Here is a 21,500-nt window from a genome sequence, read left to right as displayed (position 1 = left end):
AAACCGCTACACACTTTTCCGGATCATGCTTTAAACGGCCTGTCCCGCCTTCAGCAGCGAGCAGCCGGTGATCTTGTAGCTGCCGTCGCCCTGCTGCTCGAGCGTGTAGAGCGCCTCCCAGGCCTCGCCATTTGCATCGACGATATGAACGCGCTGGGCGATCCAGGTGCCATCGGTCTTGCTCTCGCCGAATTCGAAACTCTTGTGACGATAGACCGGCGCGTAGCCGTTCTGCACCATGGACATGAAGATGTCGGGTGCGGGAAAGATCTCCTTGATCGCCGGTGCCGCATGGGAATAAGCCGCCGTCGCATCGTCGCGAACGAAGGCCTGCTCCTGGGCGCGGATCACGCTTTGGGCGGCCGCGACATCGCCGGCAAACGCTGCGTGATGACAGGCAACGATGAGAGCGACCAGCAAGGCTGCGATGCGCATGGCAGGCTCCGCGTTGAGATCCCGGCGGAGGCGATCCTAGCACATGTGCACCGACAGGGCGTGCACTCAGATATCACGCGCTGGGCTTGGATGCTCCAGATGCCCATTCATCCGGGACAGCGACACAAACCGCAGGCAGCTGCGACATGTTCTCCTAAGGCAGGAACGGCTCCGCGATGGCCGAGTTAAGCCGGCAAAACCACCTTATCAAGGAGCAAAGTCATGGCCCGTGCAACAGCCCATCCGGATCATCACTGCATCTCAAGCGAGGACATTGAGGGAACCGAAGTCTATGGAGCAGATGGGACGAATATCGGCGAGATTGATCACCTCATCATCGACAAGATGTCAGGCCGCGTGGCTTATGCGGTCATGAGCTTTGGTGGATTTGTGGGCTTGGGTCACAGCCACTACCCCATTCCCTGGGGCGCTCTGACATATGACAGGTCGCTTGGCGGTTTTCGAACCAATATCACCGAGCAACAGCTGAGGGATGCGCCCGAGTTCAGCGATGACTCCTGGGAAGATAGAGACTGGGAACAGCGAACTCACCGGTATTATGGAACGCCAACCTACTGGGAAGGGCGAGGTGGCCTATAACGCCAGCTGCGCGTCAGGACAGCTGAACTGACGGCGGCACCAACATCAGAGGTCGTGCAAGTCGCCAATCGGGCAGAAGCTGATTGACTTGTCCTCACTGGATCGGAGGACTGGACTTCGCAATGCCTAGTGCTTTCGCCTTGGAGAAAGGATGGGTTTCGCTGGCGATCTACCCCCATCCTACGAGCTGTCCAGCAGCGCTGCCATGCGGTGTCGGTCGATGATGTTGGGATCCGGCGGGATTTGATAGCCGTCCATTTCAGCCAGTTTTGCGGCGACGCGCGGTCTGGTGACGACCTCCTGAGGCAGCGCAACGCACATTGCGATCTCAATGATGCCACGGAGCACGTCGGCGTCTTGAGACGACGCAATGAGAAGCTTGGCCATGACCGGGTTGGGTGCGGGCAGCGGCGTGCCCGCTTCCAGAGCATTCATCTCAGCGATCCGCGCACGGTCCGCGGCGATCTGGTTGCGGTAAAACGGACCGACCTGGATTTCGGTCTCGGCGTCGTATTCCCGGGAGAACGCTTCGGGATCGTCGAGGTGTCGGCGGGCAACATTGCGAAGCACCTGTGCATGCAGAAGTCCGACGCTCAAGCCTCGTCCGGCGGACGGGTTGGTGCACGCCCATGCATCGCCGACAGCAGCGAATCCCGTGATGACGGGACGGCCATCGACGACAAATCGCCGGTATCGGTCGATAACTCCCGCCATCAGAAGGACGGGTGTTATTGGCTCGCCGTCGAGCCAATGGGCTTGCCGTGGGCACGCTGAGACGACGCGATGGAATGTCGCCGTATCGCGCAAGGCGCGCATCGCCTTGTTTCTCGACGAGGTATACAAGGTGACCGACCAGGTGTCGTTGTCGCCGTCCAGGGTCAGGATCGAGAACAAGCCCATCGGAGTAAGCGCGCGTCCCATCCTGCGAGGCCGCTGTTGCCCCGAGAAATATCGCGTAAAATAGACAAAGTTGCTGTCTTCCGCTTCCTCGAACGGGCTGCGGGCACCCGCGCCGCTGATCCAGTCACAAGCCGTGCTTCGCCGTCCCATGGCGTCGATGACCAAGTCAGCGCGAATCTCTTCGCCGGATGTCGTGCGCACCCCCGTGACGTGCGGCACACCCGCGACCGCCGATGCGCCAATGATCAGTTCGCGAACCTTGGTCCCCCGACGAATAGCCACGTTAGGCGCGGCTTGCGCCATTGCAGCTACGGACCATTCTATAATTGGCCTTCTTCCAGTGACGAAGCGCATGGCCTCGTCGCCGGGACGCGGTGTCTTGTCCGTTAGCGTCGGGGGAAGAGATCGACTGTCGAGAAAGTCCACCCAAACGCATCCGGCGCGCAGCAAATCATCCGTCAATCCCGGCAATTCCAGATCGCTGATCATCCGAAATCGCGAACCGAGGCTGTGCGGTTGCCTGAATTGTGCAACTCCCGGACGTGCCCACGTGTCCCATCCCTCGGCAGCGGCCACAGGGTGACCGGCCGGATCAGCCTCCAGGACCGTGACGTCGTGGCCGTCGCGACCAAGCATCGTCGCAACGCTCAATCCAATCACGCCTCCGCCGCAAATGACGATTTTGCTCATCTTCTTCCCCACCTGTTCGAGCTCGGCGGGCCGCAGAAGCGGCGATGAAATCGTCATCGTCTCCTCCCGGCGAACGACAACGATGCCCACCCACGTGGGCACGGGTACTCAAGAGATTGAGTCGGTGTGGCGAACCGGAGGTTCAAAGAAAGGCGCCAGAAGCGGCCTCGCCCCTTGCAGCTCCTCGTCCAATAGGTCAGCATCAACGCTGCGAGCGTGCAATGCTTTCCACTAGTGATCATAGGGGAAGTCATGTCGGTCGAAGAACATTGGCAAATGGATGCCGCCGCGCCGGAACTTTACGATCGGTACCTGGTACCAGCGATCACTTCACTATGGGCCGGCGACCTGCTCGACCGCATCGCGCCAAAGCGCGGCGACAGCGTACTCGACATCGCCTGTGGAACTGGGGTCGTAGCGAGGTTCACGGAGCAGCTTGGCCTGGCGAGACGCGTCGTTGGCCTTGATCTCAATAGTGCCATGCTCGCGATTGCGCGCTCGAAGTCTCCACAGGTTGATTGGATCGAGGGGAGCGCGCTCGACCTTCCATTCGATGCAGGCAGTTTCGACGTGGTGCTTTGCCAGCTCGGGCTTCAATTTTTTCCAGATCGGCCTCTCGCGCTAAAGGAAATGGTGCGGGTGCTCAAGCCCCGAGGCCGCGCAGGCTTCAGCGTTTACAGCGCAATTGAGAACACCCCCGCAGCGTACGCATTTGTCCAGGCGCTCGATGAGTGCGTCGGAGAAGAGGCGTCACGCACCAAGCGTGCTGAGCATCTCTCTTGCGATGCTCAGGAGATTGCCGATTGGACGAAGCAGGCGGGCTTTGATCTTGTCGATGTGGCCACGGTCACCAAACAGATCAAGTTTCCGTCAATGTTGGATTATGTTCGCTTTCAGCTCACGGCAACACCAATGGCTGGGCTCCTGAAGGACAAGGAGGTACCTGAGCGGGAGCGCCTAATCGTCTCGATTTCCGATGATGCAGCCTCTCGCCTTGATCGTTCGATGTTGGCAGGTGGCAAGCTGACATTTCCGCAGCAATCCTTCGTAGCGATTGCTTCCCTCTAGTGAGCCCCGCTTGGGTTAAAATGCGAAGGAGATCGCTGCTTCCGTCTCCTCCGAGCACCGAACGGTCATGAGCCTCGCAGCGTGACGCAAGGGGCCAGTTCAGACATTTCGATGCTATTCAATCACCTCATCCGCACGAGCAATGAGGACCGATGGCAAGTCGGCTCCAATGAGACGTGCCGTCGCAAGGTTGAGTACCAGCTCGTATTTTGAAGCCTGCTCGACAGGGAGGTCGCCCGGCTTTTCCCCTTTCAGTATCTTGTCGACAAAGAAGGCGACGTAACGATACATGCTGTTGAAGTTCGGTCCATAGCTCATGAGCCCGCCAGCTTCCACGTTCGCTCTGTTCGCAAACATGGTCGGTAATCGGTGCTTGATACCCAGTTCGGCGAGCGCCCGACGGCGAGCGTTTGTGATCGGGGACGATGGGACAAGCACCGAAGCAACCTTTTCGTTCACCATCAGGTCAAAAGCTCGGTTGAAATCGTCGGCCGTGCTGATCGGCGCTCCCACCAAATCGATGCTCTTGCGCTTAGCCGCTTCTTCAAGGACGGACAGTACACGGGCATGCGTCGGCGTGGTCAAATTCCACAGCACCCCCACACGCTTCCCCGGTTGTGCCTCGACAAGGATTTCCAATCCTTTGGCAGCCATTTCTGTAAGGACCATCGATACCCCGGTAACATTGCCACCCGGGTGCGCCAGACTGGCTACGTGCCCAATTCCGACTGGGTCGGCGTGCTGCGCAAAAACGATCGGGATCGTCCTCGTGGCCCGTAGTGCGGGTTCAACCTGCGTCGACGCCGGCGCGATGATAATGTCGACATTCAACTTCGAAAGCTCTTCGGCAAACCTATCCAATTCAGCAATCGCGGCGGCCCATCGAAATTCGATCAGCAGGTTGCGGCCTTCGTGATATCCGAAGCGCTTAAGTCCAAGGCGCAAGGCTTCGATCTGGTCAGTCCAATCCTCGGACTTGCCAAGACCGAGAAACCCGATCCGAGGAACACTCCCGGTCCGCTGCGCCAGCCCCACGACTGGCCACCCGATCACGCAAACCGCCGTGGCAATGAACTGCCTCCGGTTCATCCCTGACTCCAGCTGTACTTAAAAGCCATCGTAGAGACCGGCAGTTCATCCAGAAGGGCCATGTCCGTTACTATCATAGGCACCGCTCTGGCGCATTGCACGCTCAGTGATCTTGGTTGGGGACCCATTCCTCAGCGGTTTCATCCCAATGATGGGTATCGTCGAAATGCTTCCAGAGTGGCTGCCTTTGCTTCCTTTCGTCCTCCTGCCGGTTTGCCTGTACGCCGACAACGAGTGTCATAGCCAACATTACCCATTCGCGAGTGCGAGAATTCCATTTGATTGCTGAGAGCATGGGAGGCCTCCGTCAAAGCAAGAACTTGTCTTCACACTAGGCCGCGCCATGAGCGAGGAGATGTAAACTACTTCACAAGCAGTCAATATCTTCGACAGAGGTGACGGTGATGCGGTGCAGCGAACGAGAGGCAAAGCGTCGGCTTGCCTTCCAGGTTAAGAAGAGTTGCGGCCTGCGGCCCCTGGCGAGGACTCATGGCAGGGGATGCCCAGGCGGCTCGAAAAGCCAGTCCACCTTCCATTGCGGCGGAGCAGATCGAAGCCCACAACCTGTTGGCGCGCGAGCGAGCTTCGGTTGGTTCGACACCGCGCCTGCATGTGCGAGATGGAATGGGCCTGGTATCGACGCAGCGATGCCTGCAACAACTGACTCACCCACCGATGTTGCTGCAATCGTGATTGTCACCATGGATATGACGACTACAACGAAGTAGGGCACAACGCTGTTTGAAAAGTGCTTCGTCATGAGTTGAGTCCTCACAACCGAAATAAACGACCGTGCAGCTACAATCTCAGTTCGTGGCAGATGGTTATTTCTATCGTTGCTCGCAGCAAATGGCGTGCTCGTCGCCTTTGTAGGGCAGACGTGAACAATGTTGTAGCAGCGATCCAGACCTAGTCTGGCGCAAAAACAGCTCCCATCGTGCGTACGCGCTCCTGAAAAGAGCGCCTTCATAAATCAGAGATCGTGCTGCCGGTTTTCACATGATCTTGGATTGTGGTTTGCGACCCGCGTGGCGAAGCGCTTCGCCCGCGGCGTAGGTCGCTCTGCGCGCCCTACCGCTTCCGCTTCGTCGCGGGCTTCGTCGTCTTCGACGAGCGCGCCTTGGCCTTGCTGGGCGGCGGCACCCGCAAGCCGTCGACGAACACGTCGAGCAGGCGCAGCGCCGTCGCCTGCCAGCCGGGCTGGTCGTGCACGTAGCACATGCCAAAGAAGGCGCGCAGCAGGTCCTCCGGGCTGAGGTCGGCGCGCATCTCGCCAGCTGCGACCGCCCGGTCCAGCAGCGAGCCGATCGCCTTGGTCAGACGCTCGAAGGAGAAAGCATGCAGCTCCGACCCGCTCTGCACCGCGAGCGCCAGCGCTGCCATCATCCCCTTCTTGGTCGCAACGAACTCGACCCCCGAGTGCAACCAGCGCCGCAGCGCCTCGACCGGGTCCTTCTCGTTCTTCAGCAACTCGGCAAGCTCGCTGAACTGCTCGACCTCGCGCCGATACACCGCCTCGAACAAGGCCTCGCGCGTCGAAAAATGACGATACAGCGTGCCGATGCCGACGCCGGCCCGCTTCGCCACGGCTTCCAGGCTCGCCTCGGGCCCGCCCGCGCTGAACACCAGCTTGGCCGCTTCGAGCACGCGCTCGCGATTGCGCACGGCATCGGCGCGGGGCTTTCGGGTCTGGTCGGTGTGGTCGTCCATGGCGCGCAATGTAGATCACGAATTGGTTAGATTGAACCCTCGCCGGACCCATGCAGGGCTGCATCGCGTTGGCGGCGCACGCGGTTTTGACGAATTCCAAATATTTCCGGGCGGCTCTTGTTAAACGGAGGGTGCCTCCGTATCTTCGCTCGTGCGCCGGCCGCATCATGTTCGGGCGGCGCTATTCGACGGCGGCCACGGCGGTGGCGCGCTGCGCGATGACTCATGTCCATATCTGATCGGAGCCTTGTATGAACCACTCCATCAGCCTCACCGTGAACGGTGCGCGGCGCGACTTCGTCCTCGACGATCCGCGCGTCACGCTGCTCGATCTCCTGCGTGAGCGCCTCGATCTGACCGGAACCAAGAAGGGATGCGACCGCGGCCAGTGCGGCGCCTGCACCATCCTGGTCGACGGCAAGCGCATCAACTCCTGTCTCGCGCTCGCCATCAGCCATGACGGCGCCGACATCCTCACCATCGAAGGCCTCGCGCGCGGCGACCAGCTGCATCCGGTGCAGGCCGCCTTCATCGCCCATGACGGCTTCCAGTGCGGCTTCTGCACGCCCGGCCAGATCATGAGCGCGATCGGCATGATCGGCGAAGGCCAGGCCGGCAACGATCCCGAGCGCGTCCGCGAATGCATGAGCGGCAATCTGTGCCGCTGCGGCGCTTACGCCGGCATCGTCGATGCCGTGCTGGACGCGCAGGCCGGGATGGACGAGACCAATCAGAGGCGCTCCGCATGAAACAGTTCGATTATGTCAGGCCGGCCACGGTCACTGAAGCCGTTGCTGCCGCGGCCCAGCCGGGCGCGGTCTACCTCGCTGCCGGCACCAACCTGCTCGACCTGATGAAGGGCGGCGTCAGCCGTCCGGACCGGCTGGTCGACGTCACGCGTCTCGATGGCCTCGACCAAATCGAGACGCTCGCGGACGGGTCGTTGCGCATCGGCGCGCTGGTGCGCAATGCCGATCTCGCCCATGATGCGGAGTTTGCGCGGTCCTATCCCGCTGTGGCCGAAGCGCTGCTCTCCGGTGCGTCGGCTCAGTTGCGAAATGCCGCCACCGTCGGCGGCAACCTGTTGCAACGGACGCGCTGCGCGTATTTCTACGATACCGCCAGCCGCTGCAACAAACGCGCGCCCGGCTCCGGCTGCGACGCGCGCGACGGTGAGAACCGCAGCCATGCCGTGCTCGGCTGGAGCGAGAGCTGCATCGCCACGCACCCTTCCGACTTCTGCGTGCCCCTGGTCGCGCTCGATGCCATCGTCGAGATCGAGGGCAGGGGCGGCCGGCGCGAGGTTGCGCTCGACGAGTTGCACCGACTGCCGGGCGATGCGCCCGAGCGCGAGTCCGTGCTCGAGCCCGGCGATCTCATCGTCGCGGTGCGCCTGCCGCCCGCCGCACGCGGCTTTGCCGCGCATGCGCGCTACCTCAAGGTCCGCGAGCGCACCTCCTATGCCTTTGCCGTCGTCTCGGCCGCGGCTGCGCTGCGGATCGAGAACGGCAGAATCGCACAGGCGCGGCTCGCGCTCGGCGGCGTCGCCGCAAAGCCCTGGCGCGCTCGCGCAGCGGAAGGCGTCCTCAAGGGCGTCGCGCCCACGGCAGACGCATTCCAGGAGGCGGCCTGGCGCGCGCTCGAGGGCGCAAAGCCGTCCGGCGACAACGCCTTCAAGATCGAGCTCGCGCGTCGCATCGTCGTGCGCGCGCTGACCTTGGCCGCCGCCGGCACGCCCGCGCGGATCCCCGCGCTGCCGGCCTCTCCCTTTGCCTCGACCTCCGGAGCCATCAATGTCTGAGCTCAATTTGACCAGCGCTCCCGCCCATCTCAGGCACGGCTCGAATATAGGCCAGCCGCTGACCCGCCGTGACGGCATCCTCAAGGTGACGGGGCAGGCGACCTATGCCGCGGACAATCATCCGCCCGGCATGCTGTTTGGGGTGATCGCCGTCTCCAGCGTCGCGCGAGGCCGTGTGGTCTCGCTCGATGTCGCTGCCGCAAAACGCCATCCCGGCGTCGTCGACGTCATGACGCCGGAGAATAAGCCGGCGCTCGCGATCGATCCGGAGATCAAGACCAATCCGTTCGTGTTTCGGATGGAGGCGTTGCAGAGCAACGAAGTCCGCTACGCCAACCAGCCGATCGCCGTCGTGATCGCCGAGACGCTTGAAGCCGCGACCGAAGGTGCCGCGCTGCTGGCACCGCGCTACGAGACGCTGCCTCCGCTGGTTGGACTCGACGCCGGCGAGAGTTTTGTGCCGCCCGTCGTCGGCGTCGGAAACCCGACCGAAAATCACCGCGGCGATGTCGAGGCCGGCCTTGCCGCAGCCGAAAAGCAGATCGATGCGACATACGAGACCCCGCCGCAATATCATAACGCCATGGAGCCGCATGCTGTCGTGGCGCACTGGGATGGCGGCAGGCTGTCCGTGGACATGCCGACCCAGGGCCTGAAGCTGTCGCTGGCGCGCATCGCCGAGCTGTTCGGCATCGCGCCCGACAAGATCCACGTGCGCAGCCCGTTCCTCGGCGGCGGCTTCGGGTCGAAGGGGCTCATGGGCGGGCCGCCGGTCCTCGGCATCATGGCGGCAAAGCTCGTCGGCAGGCCAGTCAAGCTGGTGCTGCGCCGCGAGCAGATGTACGGCCCGGTCGGCCATCGCGCGCCGACACGTCAGCGCCTGCGGCTCGGCGCTGATCACGAGGGCCATCTGACCGCGCTCGACCACCATGCCAGAACGGTGTCGAGCACCTTCGACGATTTCTACGAGCCCGCCGCCGATGCCTCGCACACGCTCTATGCGGCGCCGGCGATCCGCACCTCGCACGATGCCGTCCGCGTCAACACCGGCACGCCGCTGTTCATGCGCGCGCCCGGCGAGGCGACCGGCTCGATCGCGCTGGAGAGCGCGATCGACGAGATGGCCTGGGCCTGCGGCATGGATCCGCTGGCCTTCCGCCTGAAGAACTACGCCGAGGTGGAGCCGATGACGGGGCGGCCTTTCTCCTCCAAGGCGCTGCGGGCCTGCTACGAGCAGGGCGCCGCGCGCTTCGGCTGGGCGGAGCGTCCGTTGCAGCCGCGGCAGATGCGCGACGATGCCGGCCTCCTGGTCGGCTGGGGCATGGGGACGGCGACCTTCCCGGCGCTGATGTTCCAGGCCGAGGCGCACGCGGCGATCCGCCGCGACGGCTCCGGCGTGATGGAGATCGGCGCGCACGACATGGGGCAGGGCGCCTGGACGGCGCTGGCGCAGATCGCGGCCGATTCCGTCGGCCTCGACATCGACCGCCTCGACTTCAAGTCCGGCACGTCCGACCTGCCCGACGCCGGCATCGCCGGCGGCTCGGCGCACACGGCAACGGCGGGCGCGGCGATCCACAGCGCCGGTGCGGCCGTGATCGCAAAGCTCGCCGATCTCGCCACCAGCGACGAGCGCTCGCCACTGTTCGGCGCCGGCAATGCCGGCGTGATCGCGCGCGACGGCAGGCTGATCCGCCGCGACGACGAGAGCCGCAGCGAGAGCTATGCCGAGATTCTCGCGCGCGCCGGCGTTGCCGAGGTCGAGGCGCGCGGCACCGGCGCGCCGAACCCTGCGGCGATGGAGCAATATGCGATGCATGCCCACGGCGCGGTGTTCGCCGAGGTGAAGGTCGATCCCGAACTCGGCCAGGTCCGCGTCAGTCGCATGGTCGGCGCGTTCGCCGCCGGACGCATCGTCAATCCGCGCATGGTGCAAAGCCAGTTGTTCGGCGGCATGATCTGGGGCCAGTCCTTCGCGCTGCACGAGGCGGCGATCACCGACCGCCGCAGCGGGCGGATCATGAATGCCAATCTCGGCGAGTACCACATCCCGGTGAACGCCGACGTGCCGCCGCTCGACGTCATCACCGTCGAGGAGCACGATCCGCACGTCAACGCGCTCGGCATCAAGGGCGTCGGCGAAATCGGCATCACCGGCAGCGCCGGCGCGGTCGCCAACGCGGTCTGGCACGCCACCGGCGTGCGGGTGCGCAAATTTCCGATCCGGATCGAGGAGTTGCTGACGCAGCTTTGAAGCGCGATGAAATGAGGCCAAATCGCTGCAACGACGGAGGTGCGCTCCCTCTCCCGCTTGCGGGAGAGGTGAACGAGTCGCGCCGGATGCGTCGATCTCGCCTTCAGAACGTCGGCGGCGTGCAGGCCGAGATCACCTCGCACGGCTTGCCGCCGACGCAGCGGAAGCGATGCGGGCGGCGGCTCTCGAAGTAATAGGCATCGCCGGGATTGAGGATGCGGCGCTCGTCCTCGACGGTGACTTCGAGCTTGCCTGAGATCACGATGCCGCCTTCCTCGCCGTCATGGACGAGATGCACGCGCCCGGTGTCGCTGCCGGGCTCGTAGCGCTCTTTGAGGATCTGCAGGCTGCGGCCGAACAGATTGTCGCCGATTTGTCGGTACGAGATCGGCTTCTTGCCGACCTCGGTGAGCTCCTCGGCGCGGTAGAAGATCTTGCGCCTGGACTCCGGCTCCAGCGCGAAGAACTCGGCGAGCCCCATCGGGATGCCGTCGAGGATGCGCTTGAGCGCGCCGACCGAGGGGTTCATCTGGTTGGATTCGATCAGCGAGATCGTCGAATTGGTGACGCCGGCACGCTTGGCCAGCTCGCGCTGCGACAGCTTGTGGCGCGCCCGGATGAATCGCAGCCGTCCACCGATGTCGACGCTCATGCCCTGGTCCCGTGTTGCAGGTGTTGCGGATCGCGCAAATATGGACCGGCAGCCCCAGCTAAATCAATGGCTTGCAGGTCACCAGAAAAGGACTTGTTGCGCTTTCCAAGCCGTGGCTCTGCTAGCGGGTCAGCAAAGGAGCGCGGCCGTGACCCTTCATCAGATTCCGAACACCATCAAGACCGACTCGTTCTGGATGCCGTTCACGGCCAACCGGCAGTTCAAGAAGGCGCCGCGCCTGTTCTCCTCGGCCGAGGGCATGCATTACACCACCGTCGACGGCCGCAAGGTGATCGACGGCTCCGCCGGCCTCTGGTGCGTCAATGCCGGCCACGGCCGCAAGCAGATCGCCGCCGCGGTCGAGCGCCAGCTGATGACGCTGGATTTCGCGCCCACGTTCCAGATGGGCCACCCGCTGGCCTTCGACTTCGCCGAGCGTCTGGCCGAGATCGCGCCGAAGGGCCTCGATCGCATCTTCTTCACCAATTCCGGCTCCGAGTCGGTCGACACCGCGCTGAAGATCGCGCTGGCCTATCACCGCGCCAACGGCCAGTCGAGCCGCACCCGCCTGATCGGCCGCGAGCGCGGCTATCACGGCGTCGGCTTCGGCGGCACGTCGGTCGGCGGCATGGTTGCCAATCGTCGTGCCTTTGCGACCCTGCTGCCCGGCGTCGACCACATCCGCCATACCCACGATCTCACCCGTAACGCCTTCGCCAAGGACCAGCCCGAGCATGGCGCCGAGCTCGCCGACGATCTCGAGCGTCTGGTCGCCTTGCATGGCGCCGAGACCATTGCCGCCGTCATCGTCGAGCCTGTGCCGGGCTCGACCGCGGTGCTGCCGCCGCCGAAGGGCTATCTGCAGCGCCTGCGCGAGATCTGCGACAAGCACGGCATCCTCCTGATCTTCGACGAGGTCATTACCGGCTTCGGCCGCCTCGGCACGCCGTTCGCCGCCAACTTCTTCGGCGTCACGCCGGACCTGATGACGACGGCCAAGGGCATCACCAACGGCACCATTCCCTGCGGCGCCGTGTTTGCGAGCCGCAAGGTGCATGACGGCATGATGGTCGGCCCCGAGAATCAGATGGAGCTGTTCCACGGCTACACCTATTCGGCGCATCCGACCGCCTGCGCCGCCGGTATCGCGACGCTCGACATCTACAAGGACGAAGGCCTGCTCACGCGCGGTGCGTCGATGGCCGAATATTGGCGCGATGCGCTGCATTCGCTGAAGGGATTGCCGAACGTCGTCGACATCCGCAATTGCGGCCTGATGGGCGCGGTCGAGCTCGCCCCGCGTGACGGCATCGTCGGCGCGCGCGGCTATGACGTCATGGTCGACTGCTTCAACACCGGCCTTTACTTGCGCATGAGCGGCGACAGCTTCGCAATGTCGCCGCCGCTCATCGTCGAGAAGAGCCACATCGACCAGATGGTCTCGATCCTCGGGGACGCCATCAAGAAGGTGGCCTGATAATTGCTCTCGCCGCCAGCGAGTTGTGTCCTTGCAGCGGCGAGCGCCGCGGGAGTTTGACGAAGCGTGAAAGTCCTGATCCTCGGCAGCGGTGTCATCGGTGTCACCTCTGCCTACTACCTCGCGCGTGCAGGCCATGAGGTGACGGTCGTCGACCGTCAGCCCGAGCCGGCACTGGAGACCTCTTTCGCCAATGCCGGCGAGGTGTCGCCCGGCTATTCCTCGCCCTGGGCCGGCCCCGGCGTGCCGGTGAAGGCGGTCAAGTGGCTGTTGATGAAGCACGGCCCGCTGGTGATCCGGCCGAAGCTCGATCCCGTCATGTGGGTCTGGCTGCTCAAGATGCTGCGCAACTGCACCAGCGAACGCTACGCGGTCAACAAGAGCCGGATGATTCCGATCGCGGAATACAGCCGCGACTCTTTACGCGATCTGCGCCGCGACATCGGCATCCAGTACGACGAGCGCTCGCAGGGCACGCTGCAGCTGTTTCGCTACCAGGCCCAGCTCGACGGCACCGCCGAAGACGTCGCCGTGCTCAAGCAGTACGGCGTTCCTTTCGAGGTGCTGAGCCGCGAGGGCTGCATCGCGGTCGAGCCGGCGCTTGCGGGCGTGAAGGAGAAGTTCGTCGGCGGACTTCGCCTGCCGCAGGACGAGACCGGCGACTGCCACATGTTCACGCAGGCGCTCGCCAAGCACGCCCAGGCGCTCGGCGTGCGCTTCATGTTCAACACCTCGATCGATCGCATCGTCACCGAGGGCGCGCGCGTCAGCGGGGTCGCGACCAGCGCCGGCCTGTTGCAGGCGGATGCCTACGTGCTCGCGCTCGGCAGCTGGTCGTCGCGGCTGGCGGCGCCGCTCGGCATCTCGCTGCCGGTCTATCCGGTGAAGGGCTATTCGATCACGGTGCCGATCAAGGACGCCTCCGGCGCGCCGGAATCGACCGTGATGGACGAGAGCTACAAGGTCGCGATCACCCGCCTCGGCAATCGCATCCGCGTCGGCGGGACCGCGGAGATCTCGGGCTATTCGAGCAAGCTCTACGACGCGCGCCGCGACACGCTCGATCATTCGCTGACCGACCTGTTCCCGCGCGGCGGCGATCTGTCCAAGGCGACGTTCTGGAGCGGCCTGCGCCCGATGACGCCGGACGGCCCGCCCGTGATCGGCCCGACCCACTACGCCAACCTGCACCTCAACACCGGCCACGGCACGCTGGGCTGGACCATGTCCTGCGGCTCGGGCCGCGTTCTCGCCGACATGCTGTCCGGCAAGAAGCCGGAGATCGACGTCAGCGCGTTGACGGTGGAGCGGTACAAGCACCGGTTTGGCTAAGGCTCTATCCCCTCGTCATTGCGAGGAGCCCTTGCGACGAAGCAATCCAGGCTGTCCCCGCGGTGAGACTCTGGATTGCTTCGCTGCGCTCGCAATGACGGCGTGGCGATGTCCCGGGATTTCTTCACTCCGCCGCGTGCGTTGAAGCAGCTACCCCGCCCCCGTCACGCAATTCACCCACAGCACCACGGCCTTCGCATCCTGCGCCGGATTGGAAAACCGGTGCGGCCGTCGGCTCGCGAAGCGAAAGCTGTCGCCTGTTTTCAGCGACCACGTCTGGCTGTCCACCGTCAGCATCATCTCGCCTTCGAGCACCAGCCCTGCCTCTTCGCCATCGTGGGTGTAGAGCTCATCGCCGGTGGAGCCGCCGGGCTCCAGATGCACCAGGAACAGATTGAGCTTGTTGTCGCTGCTGGCCGGGCTCAGCAATTGTTTGGACACGCCGGTGCGCCAGAGCTTCAACTCGGGCCGTTGCAGCCCGCGTGTCACCACCTGATCCGATGCGCCGTCAGCGCTCGGGCTCGCGCCGAACAGCGCGGCGATGCCGACGCCGAGCACGTCGGCGAGGGTCGCCAGCACCCGCAGCGACGGCGACGACAGCCCGCGCTCGATCTGGCTGAGAAAGCCGATCGAAAGCTCCGTGCGCGCGGCGACCGTCTCCAGCGAGAATTGCCTGACCCGCCTGAGGTCGCGGATGCGGCGGCCGACCGCGACGTCCATCGCCGGCTCGGCCGGCTTGGCCTTCACCTTAGCCGGCCTTTTCTTGGCCGGCTTTGCGGCGGCCGGTTTGCGCATTCTTTTGCCACCGCTCACGTCAAACCGCTTCCTTCATGTGCATGAAAACCGCTTGCATCGTCCGCGAAAGTATGACCAAAATTTCATATTAGTGAAAATAGGCCGAAACGGCCCGGCCCGCAACGTCTGATCGCGACATGTGCCGGCCAGGCCCAAAAGGGGGATGCGATGAAGCGTTTTGTTCAGGCCGCAATCGCGGCGCTCGCCATTGCCACAGCCGTGCCGGCTTCGGCGCAGCAGGTGCTGAAGGTCGGCTCGACACCGACAGGCATTCCCTTCACGTTCCTCGACACCAAGACCAACACCATCCAGGGCATCATGGTCGATCTCGTCACCGAGATCGGCAAGGACGCCGGCCTCAACGTGCAGATCGAGCCGATGGCGTTCTCGGCGCTGATCCCGTCGCTGACCTCGAGCAAGATCGACATCATTGCGGCCGCGATGTTCATCACCGCGCCGCGCAAGGAGGTCGTCGACTTCTCAGACCCGATCTACACCTATGGCGAAGGCCTCGTGGTGCCGAAGGGCGATGCCAAGGCCTACGCTGCGCAGGAGGACCTGAAGGGCGAGACGGTCGGCGCGCAAGTCGGCACCGCCTTCGTCGATGCGCTGAAGAAGTCCGGCCTGTTCGCGGACGTGAAGGCCTACGACACCATCCCCGACATCCTGCGCGACGTGAACACCGGCCGTCTCAAGGCCGGCTTCGCCGACTATCCGATCCTCGCCTACAATCTGAAGCAGGGCGGTTTCCCCGACGTGCGTCTCGTCGACAGCTACAAGCCCGTTACCGTCGGCTCGGTCGGCATCGGCGTGCGCAAGGGCGAGAGCGCACTGCTCGGCAAGATCAATGCCTCGCTGGCGAAGCTGAAGGCCAACGGCACCATCGACAAGATCCTCGAGAAATGGGGCCAGAAGGCGCAAGGTTGATTGCCAAGACCTGACCGCAAGACCTGATCGATCGAAGGCTGCCCGATGAAAGGCTTCTGGCGCGACGCCGTCGAGTTCTTCCCGATCCTGCTGAACGGCGTCGCCCTGACGATCATCGTCACGGTGGGCTCGCTGCTGCTCTCGACGGTGCTGGGCCTCGTCTGGGCGATGATGCGGGTCTCCGGCATAAGAGCGCTGTCGATGCTCAGCGCCAGCCTGATCAACGTGATCCGCGGCATCCCGATCATCGTGCTGTTGTTCTACCTCTACTTCGTGATGCCGGATCTCGGCGTCACGCTGTCGGCCTTGCAGGCCGCCATCCTCGGCCTCGGCATCGCCTATTCGGCCTATCAGGCCGAGAACTTCCGCGCCGGCATCGAGGCCATCGACAAGGGCCAGATCGAGGCGGCGCAGTCGATCGGCATGGGCTGGTGGCTCACCATGCGCCGCGTGGTGCTGCCGCAGGCGGTGCGCATCGTGCTGCCGCCTTACGGCAACGTCATGATCATGATGCTGAAGGATTCCTCGCAGGCCTCGACCATCACGGTCGCCGAGCTCGCGCTGCAGGGCAAGCTGATCGCGTCCTCGACGTTCAAGAACACCAGCGTGTTCACGCTGGTCGCCCTGATGTATCTCACCATGAGCATTCCGTTGATCCTGCTCGTCCGTCACTTCGAGAAGCGGGCCGGCAAGCGATGATCGAGCTGAGCGACGTCCACAAGAGCTTTGGCAAGGTCGAGGTGCTCAAGGGCATCACGGCGAGCGTCGAGAAGGGCGAGGTGGTCTGCATCATCGGCCCCTCCGGCTCCGGCAAATCCACCATCCTGCGCTGCATCAACGGGCTCGAAAGCTACGACCGCGGCGAGATCAGCGTCGAAGGCCTGAAGGTTGACCGCGACGCGCCGTCGATCGTGAACATCCGCACCCAGGTCTCGATGGTGTTCCAGCGCTTCAATTTGTTCCCGCATCGCACTGCGCTGGAAAACGTCGTCGAGGGACCGCTCTTCGTGAAGAAGGAGCCGCGTGCGCAAGTGCTGGAGCGCGGCCGGACGCTGCTCGCCCAGGTCGGGCTTGCGGAAAAGGCCGACGCGCATCCGCCGCAGCTCTCCGGCGGCCAGCAGCAGCGCGTCGCCATCGCGCGGGCGCTCGCCATGCAGCCCAAGGCCATCCTGTTCGACGAGCCGACCTCGGCGCTCGATCCCGAGCTCGTCGGCGACGTTCTTGGCGTCATGCGCAAGCTCGCCGACGACGGCATGACCATGGTCGTCGTCACCCACGAGATGGGCTTTGCCCGCGACGTTGCCGATCGCGTGTTGTTCATCGACGGCGGTGTGATTGTCGAGCAGGGGCCGGCGAAATCGGTGCTCAATCAACCGCAGCACGCGCGGACGCAGGACTTCCTGCGCCGCGTGCTGCATCCGCTCTGACCGGACTCGCCATGACGCGCCTGCCTCTGCCGCCCTCGCTCTATGCCGATACTGCAGTCGCGCCGGTTGCCACGCCGCCGCTCGACGTCGACAAGAGCGTCTCCGTCGCGATCGTCGGCGGCGGCTACACTGGCCTCTCCACCGCGCTGCATCTGGTGGAGCAGGGCGTCGAGGCGCTGGTGCTGGAGGCGCAGGAGCCGGGCTGGGGCGCGTCCGGCAACAATGGCGGCCACACCAACCCCGGACTGAAGCACGATCCCGATCAGATCGAGGCCGATTTCGGCGCTGACCTCGGCCGCCGCATGATCGCGTTCGCCTACGGCACGACCAACTTCACGCACGATTTGATCCGCCGTTACCAGATCCCGTGCGAGGCGCGGCAGAACGGTACGCTGCGCGCGGCTTACAATGAGAGCAGCGCCGCCGCGATCGAGAAGACCGCGCAGCAATGCATCCGCCGCGGCCTGCCGGTGACGTACCTCGACCGAGCGCAGCTCCGCGACATGACCGGCACCGACCGCTACATCGGCGCCATGCTCGATACAAGCGGCGGCGATCTGCATCCCCTCAGCTACGCCCGCGGGCTTGCGCGGGCCGCCATTTCGGCGGGCGCGACGGTTCATGGCGAGACGCCGGCGTTGTCGCTGCGCCGCGACGGCTCGCGCTGGCGCATCGAGACGCCGCGCGCGGTGGTTCATGCCGACAAGGTCCTGCTCGCCACCAACGGTTTTACCGACGATCTCTGGCCGGCGCTCCGCCGCACCATCGTGCCGGTGTTTTCCTCCATCGCCGCCACCGCGCCGCTCTCCGACGCGGTCGCCCGTTCGATCATGCCGACGCGTCCGGTGCTCTACGAGAGCGGCCACATCACGGTCTATTATCGCATCGATCAGCAGAACCGCCTGCTGATGGGCGGACGCGGCCCGATGCGCTGGATCAAGTCGCCGCATGACGTCGCCTATCTCATGCGCTATGCGGAGCGGCTCTGGCCGCAGCTCAAGGGCGTTGCCTGGACCCACGGCTGGAACAGCCGGCTCGCCATCACCAAGGACCATTATCCCCACGTGCACGAGCCGGCGGAAAGCGTTCTGATCTCACTCGGCTGCAACGGCCGCGGTGTTGCGCTCTCGACCGCGATGGGCGCGCAGCTCGCCCGCCGCCTGATCGGCGGCGCCAAGGCCGAGATCGACATGCCCATCACCGGCATCAAGCCGATCCCGATGCATGCGTTCTGGCCGGTCGGCGTGACCACCGCCGTGATCGCGGGCCGCGTGCGGGACCAGCTCGGCATATGAAAAAAGCGTCGCCCGTGAGGAGCGACGCCTTGTGTGAATTCCGGATCGGCTTTAGCAGCGACCCTGCTTCCACAGTCCGGGCGGGCAGCCGTAACCGCGCCAGCCCACTTTGCGTCCATGCGACCAGCCGGGCGGCGTGCCATGGTAATGATGGCCCATCTTATGGCCATGACCATGGCCATGACCATGACCGCCACCGTGGCCGCCCTTGGCCAAAGCAGGGCTGGTGAATGTGAACCCGGCCGCAATGACCAGCGACGCAGCGAACGCAAGTTTCTTCATATGTCCTCCAGGGGTGAGCGCACTTGTCCGTTCAATGAACGACGTTCGGCTGCCTAAGTTCCCCGCGAATGTGGAGGAGTCGTGACGCTCGCCTTGATGCGTAATCGCGCAAATGCTCAACGCGCGCTGGCACGATCTTTCTTCGATCCCCGCGTTCAGCTCTCCGCCACCGCATCGGCCCACGGCTGGAAGATCTCGACCGCGCCGGAATTGAGCTCGCCCTCGCGCATCACGACGCTCGGGAAGGCGAACTTCTGCGGCACCGCCTGCAGCCGGCTCTCTTCATAGTCGAAGCGCGCGGCCAGCGCTTTGCGCACCTCCGCCGGCAGGCGCGCATCGCCGATCACCACCGCGCCTTCGCTGGCGTCGATGCGCGGCTGGTGGGTGGCGGCGTCCAGGTCCATGCCGTAATCCATCGCGAAGGACACGAGCTGTATCACCGCGGGCAGGATGCGGCGTCCACCGGAGGCGCCGACGGCGAGGCGCTTGCCGTCCTTGGTCTCGGCGATGACCGGCGTGTAGTTGCAGAGGCAGCGCTTGCCCGGTGCAAGCGAGTTGGTGGTACCAGGCGTCGGGTCGAACCACATGATGCCGTTGTTCATGGTGATGCCTGTGTGCGGTGTCACGTAGCGCGAGCCGAACGACGAGAGCAGCGTCTGCGTCACCGCCGCGATGTTGCCGTGACGGTCGACCACCGAGAAATGCGTGGTGCAGGCCGGCGCCAGATATTCGGCGCCGAGCGAGCGCTTGCCGTCGGCATCGCCCATGTCCTTGAGCCGCTCACGGAAGGCGGCCTGCAGGGCGAGCGCATATTCGACATAGGCGCCGGCATTCGGCGCGCCTGCGGGCGTCAAGCTCTGCTGCAACAGCCGCAGCGCATGCGCCATGGTCGGCCCCGCGGTGAGCTCCGGGGTCGCGAACACCCTGCCTTCGCGATAGGGGATCGCCAGCGGCTCGCGCAGATGGGCGCGGAAGGCAGCGAGATCCTCCACCGACAGCGAGCCGCCGTCGGCCTTGATGTCGGAAGCAATGCTCCTGGCGAGATCGCCTTGGTAGAAATCGCGCGCGCCCGCATCGGCGAGATGTGACAGCGTCGCCTTCAGGGCGTCCTGCGGCAGCCGCGTCTCGAACTTGATGCCCCATGGCGCGGTCGGCGGCAGGCCGTCCTTCAGATATGCCGCCGCGCTCGCGGGATAGCGCCTGAGATCGGCTGCCGAGCCCGCGATCGTCACCGTCGTCCACCAATCGACCAGCAGGCCTTCGCCGGCGAGCCGAGCTGCCGGCGCGATCAGATCCTTCCACGGCATCTTGGCGTAGCGGCGATGCGCCTCTTCCATTCCGGCGACGACGCCGGGCACGGCAATCGAGCCGGGGCCGTGAATGTTGCGATCGCCTTTCACCCTTGGCCAGGGAAACAGGTCGGAGGCGGCGCCTTCGCCGCTGAGCGGATAGTCCTCAGTGCGCAGGCTCCGCGGCGCGCACATGCCGTAGTCGATCACCTCATAGCGATTTTCCTTGGCGCGGTAGAGCACCATCGCACCGCCGCCGCCGATGCCGCTGTTCCAGGGCTCGAGGACGTTGAGGGCAAACGTGGTCGCGACGATCGCGTCCACGCAGTCGCCGCCGGCGGCCAGCACCTGCGCCCCGACTTCAGCCGCCCGCCGCGATTGCGAGGCAACGATGCCGCCCTGGGATGTGACGGCGGGCTTGCGGACGGTTTGGTTGAGACTGAACTGCTGAGGCATGGTGTTGTCTTGATGCTTGTCGATGGCTTCGCTGCGTTGAATGCGAGGCTCCGCAATTGGCGAAGCGCGCGGACAATGGCACATTGCCGCCAACGAGAACATCCAAAGGGAGGCGCGGCATGGCTGGTGTGAAACAGGCGCGGGATGGCGCGGTCGGGATCCTGACGCTCGACGAACCGGCCAGCCTCAACGCGATGACGCCGGACCTGCTCGGCGCGCTCGCCGCTGCCGTGACCGAGATGACGCAGGACGAGGACATCCGCGCTCTGATCCTGACCGGCGCCGGGCGCGGCTTCTGCTCGGGCCAGAACCTGAAGGCCTCGGAGGCACTCGGCGAGGACATCGCGGCCGGCGTGATGCGCTTCTACTGGCCGGCCTTCAAGGTTTTGCGCGAATGCCGCGTGCCCGTCCTCGTCGCCGTCAATGGCGTTGCGGCTGGCGGCGGTTTTAGCCTGGCCATGGCCGGCGACATCATCGTCGCGGCGCGGTCGGCGAGCTTCATCCAGGTTTTCAGCCGCATCGCGCTGGTGCCGGATCTCGGCTCGACCTGGCTGCTGCCGCGACTGGTCGGCCGGCAGCGCGCGCTCGAGCTGATGCTGCTCAACGAGCCGCTGACGGCGGAACGTGCCCAGGAGATCGGCCTGGTGCGGCAGGTCGTCGACGACGCCAAGCTGATGGACGAGGCGTTAGGTCTGGCCCGCCGCCTCGCCGAAGGACCGACCCGCGCTTTGGTGGCCACGCGCGCGCTGGTCGAGGAGAGCGAGCACGCGACCTACCAGGCGCAGTTCCGCCGCGAGATCGAGCTCCAGGCCACGATCCGCAAGAGCGCGGACGCCATCGAGGGCCGCAACGCGTTCGTCGAAAAGCGCAAGGCGAGGTTTACGGGGAGGTGAGGTGGGGCACACTTTCTCCCCTCGTCATGCCCGGGCTTGTCCCGGGCATCCAGCGTCCTCGTATCGGCGCCCCCAAAACGTGGATGGCCGGGACGAGCCCGGCCATGACGAAAGATAAAAATGTCTGC

At 64.6% G+C, this 21,500-nt stretch carries 21 protein-coding genes; 13 read left to right on the top strand and 8 right to left on the bottom strand.

All coding sequences use genetic code 11. The annotated features are described in order from the left end of the window. Nucleotides 1-30 precede the first annotated feature (30 nt). On the bottom strand, nucleotides 31-435 hold the full coding sequence (locus tag ACNJYD_RS33385; RefSeq protein WP_439364538.1) for a DUF4864 domain-containing protein: 405 nt from the start codon (nucleotides 433-435) through the stop codon (nucleotides 31-33). 222 nt (nucleotides 436-657) lie between these two features. On the opposite strand from ACNJYD_RS33385, the gene ACNJYD_RS33380 reads away from it, so the two are divergent. Then, entirely contained in the window at nucleotides 658-1,035 is a 378-nt protein-coding gene (locus ACNJYD_RS33380; RefSeq protein WP_172788132.1) for a PRC-barrel domain-containing protein, read from the top strand. Nucleotides 1,036-1,215: 180 nt separating this feature from the next. On the opposite strand, the gene ACNJYD_RS33375 is transcribed toward ACNJYD_RS33380, so the two are convergent. Beyond that, nucleotides 1,216-2,682, bottom strand: coding sequence for an FAD-dependent oxidoreductase (locus ACNJYD_RS33375; RefSeq protein ID WP_439364537.1), 1,467 nt, complete (start codon nucleotides 2,680-2,682; stop codon nucleotides 1,216-1,218). Nucleotides 2,683-2,877: 195 nt separating this feature from the next. On the opposite strand from ACNJYD_RS33375, the gene ACNJYD_RS33370 reads away from it, so the two are divergent. Beyond that, nucleotides 2,878-3,693: a class I SAM-dependent methyltransferase gene (locus tag ACNJYD_RS33370; protein ID WP_439364536.1), complete on the top strand. Its 816-nt coding sequence runs from the start codon at nucleotides 2,878-2,880 to the stop codon at nucleotides 3,691-3,693. 114 nt (nucleotides 3,694-3,807) lie between these two features. Here the strand turns inward: ACNJYD_RS33370 and ACNJYD_RS33365 are convergent, their stop codons facing one another. Continuing rightward, nucleotides 3,808-4,782 (bottom strand): ABC transporter substrate-binding protein, encoded by a 975-nt coding sequence (locus ACNJYD_RS33365; protein WP_439364535.1) that lies wholly within the window; start codon nucleotides 4,780-4,782, stop codon nucleotides 3,808-3,810. Nucleotides 4,783-5,271: 489 nt separating this feature from the next. Here ACNJYD_RS33365 and ACNJYD_RS33360 point away from each other — a divergent pair, with 489 nt between their 5' ends. Then, nucleotides 5,272-5,475 (top strand): hypothetical protein, encoded by a 204-nt coding sequence (locus ACNJYD_RS33360; RefSeq protein ID WP_439364534.1) that lies wholly within the window; start codon nucleotides 5,272-5,274, stop codon nucleotides 5,473-5,475. A gap of 378 nt (nucleotides 5,476-5,853) precedes the next feature. On the opposite strand, the gene ACNJYD_RS33355 is transcribed toward ACNJYD_RS33360, so the two are convergent. Beyond that, nucleotides 5,854-6,492, bottom strand: a complete 639-nt coding sequence (locus ACNJYD_RS33355) for a TetR/AcrR family transcriptional regulator (protein WP_172788137.1) — start codon at nucleotides 6,490-6,492, stop codon at nucleotides 5,854-5,856. A 251-nt stretch (nucleotides 6,493-6,743) separates the two neighbouring features. Between ACNJYD_RS33355 and ACNJYD_RS33350 the strand changes: the two genes are divergently transcribed. The 3 genes from ACNJYD_RS33350 to ACNJYD_RS33340 are packed head-to-tail and all read left to right on the top strand — an operon-like array spanning nucleotide 6,744 to nucleotide 10,547. Next, on the top strand, nucleotides 6,744-7,241 hold the full coding sequence (locus ACNJYD_RS33350) for a (2Fe-2S)-binding protein (protein WP_172788138.1): 498 nt from the start codon (nucleotides 6,744-6,746) through the stop codon (nucleotides 7,239-7,241). Further along, nucleotides 7,238-8,293, top strand: coding sequence for an FAD binding domain-containing protein (locus ACNJYD_RS33345; protein ID WP_439364533.1), 1,056 nt, complete (start codon nucleotides 7,238-7,240; stop codon nucleotides 8,291-8,293). The genes ACNJYD_RS33350 and ACNJYD_RS33345 overlap by 4 nt, the downstream gene beginning before the upstream one ends. Further along, entirely contained in the window at nucleotides 8,286-10,547 is a 2,262-nt protein-coding gene (locus ACNJYD_RS33340) for a xanthine dehydrogenase family protein molybdopterin-binding subunit (protein ID WP_439364532.1), read from the top strand. The genes ACNJYD_RS33345 and ACNJYD_RS33340 overlap by 8 nt, the downstream gene beginning before the upstream one ends. A 103-nt stretch (nucleotides 10,548-10,650) precedes the next feature. Here the strand turns inward: ACNJYD_RS33340 and ACNJYD_RS33335 are convergent, their stop codons facing one another. Next, entirely contained in the window at nucleotides 10,651-11,199 is a 549-nt protein-coding gene (locus ACNJYD_RS33335; RefSeq protein WP_008561958.1) for a cupin domain-containing protein, read from the bottom strand. Nucleotides 11,200-11,347: 148 nt separating this feature from the next. On the opposite strand from ACNJYD_RS33335, the gene ACNJYD_RS33330 reads away from it, so the two are divergent. Both ACNJYD_RS33330 and ACNJYD_RS33325 read left to right on the top strand, forming a co-directional pair. Beyond that, nucleotides 11,348-12,676 carry an aspartate aminotransferase family protein gene (locus ACNJYD_RS33330; RefSeq protein WP_439364531.1) on the top strand — a complete coding sequence of 443 codons (1,329 nt, stop codon included), beginning with the start codon at nucleotides 11,348-11,350 and terminating at the stop codon, nucleotides 12,674-12,676. Nucleotides 12,677-12,742: 66 nt separating this feature from the next. Further along, complete coding sequence (locus tag ACNJYD_RS33325) at nucleotides 12,743-14,008, top strand: D-amino acid dehydrogenase (RefSeq protein ID WP_439364530.1); 1,266 nt, start codon at nucleotides 12,743-12,745, stop codon at nucleotides 14,006-14,008. Between the two features lie 150 nt (nucleotides 14,009-14,158). On the opposite strand, the gene ACNJYD_RS33320 is transcribed toward ACNJYD_RS33325, so the two are convergent. Continuing rightward, nucleotides 14,159-14,803, bottom strand: coding sequence for a helix-turn-helix domain-containing protein (locus ACNJYD_RS33320; RefSeq protein WP_172788143.1), 645 nt, complete (start codon nucleotides 14,801-14,803; stop codon nucleotides 14,159-14,161). Nucleotides 14,804-14,971: 168 nt separating this feature from the next. Between ACNJYD_RS33320 and ACNJYD_RS33315 the strand changes: the two genes are divergently transcribed. From ACNJYD_RS33315 to ACNJYD_RS33300, 4 genes are read left to right on the top strand one after another with little or no spacing between them, the layout of a single operon-like run. Then, nucleotides 14,972-15,730, top strand: a complete 759-nt coding sequence (locus ACNJYD_RS33315) for an ABC transporter substrate-binding protein (RefSeq protein ID WP_172788144.1) — start codon at nucleotides 14,972-14,974, stop codon at nucleotides 15,728-15,730. Nucleotides 15,731-15,775: 45 nt separating this feature from the next. Continuing rightward, a complete protein-coding gene (locus tag ACNJYD_RS33310; RefSeq protein ID WP_172788145.1) occupies nucleotides 15,776-16,429 on the top strand; it encodes an amino acid ABC transporter permease in 654 nt (217 codons plus the stop codon). Further along, the gene (locus ACNJYD_RS33305) at nucleotides 16,426-17,157 is read left to right on the top strand and encodes an amino acid ABC transporter ATP-binding protein (protein ID WP_172788146.1); all 732 of its coding nucleotides are present in this window, start codon (nucleotides 16,426-16,428) and stop codon (nucleotides 17,155-17,157) included. The genes ACNJYD_RS33310 and ACNJYD_RS33305 overlap by 4 nt, the downstream gene beginning before the upstream one ends. A gap of 11 nt (nucleotides 17,158-17,168) precedes the next feature. Further along, complete coding sequence (locus ACNJYD_RS33300; RefSeq protein ID WP_439364529.1) at nucleotides 17,169-18,452, top strand: NAD(P)/FAD-dependent oxidoreductase; 1,284 nt, start codon at nucleotides 17,169-17,171, stop codon at nucleotides 18,450-18,452. Nucleotides 18,453-18,503: 51 nt separating this feature from the next. Here the strand turns inward: ACNJYD_RS33300 and ACNJYD_RS33295 are convergent, their stop codons facing one another. After that, nucleotides 18,504-18,734 (bottom strand): hypothetical protein, encoded by a 231-nt coding sequence (locus ACNJYD_RS33295; RefSeq protein ID WP_439364528.1) that lies wholly within the window; start codon nucleotides 18,732-18,734, stop codon nucleotides 18,504-18,506. Between the two features lie 155 nt (nucleotides 18,735-18,889). After that, on the bottom strand, nucleotides 18,890-20,479 hold the full coding sequence (locus ACNJYD_RS33290; protein WP_439364527.1) for a gamma-glutamyltransferase family protein: 1,590 nt from the start codon (nucleotides 20,477-20,479) through the stop codon (nucleotides 18,890-18,892). A 119-nt stretch (nucleotides 20,480-20,598) separates the two neighbouring features. Here ACNJYD_RS33290 and ACNJYD_RS33285 point away from each other — a divergent pair, with 119 nt between their 5' ends. After that, the gene (locus tag ACNJYD_RS33285) at nucleotides 20,599-21,372 is read left to right on the top strand and encodes an enoyl-CoA hydratase-related protein (protein WP_439364526.1); all 774 of its coding nucleotides are present in this window, start codon (nucleotides 20,599-20,601) and stop codon (nucleotides 21,370-21,372) included. Nucleotides 21,373-21,500: the final 128 nt, after the last annotated feature.

This window comes from Bradyrhizobium sp. SPXBL-02 (genome assembly GCF_051853065.1).
Classification (GTDB): domain Bacteria; phylum Pseudomonadota; class Alphaproteobacteria; order Rhizobiales; family Xanthobacteraceae; genus Bradyrhizobium.
Note: the sequence above shows the minus strand (reverse complement) of the source record. Positions and strands in the feature narration are given on the sequence as shown.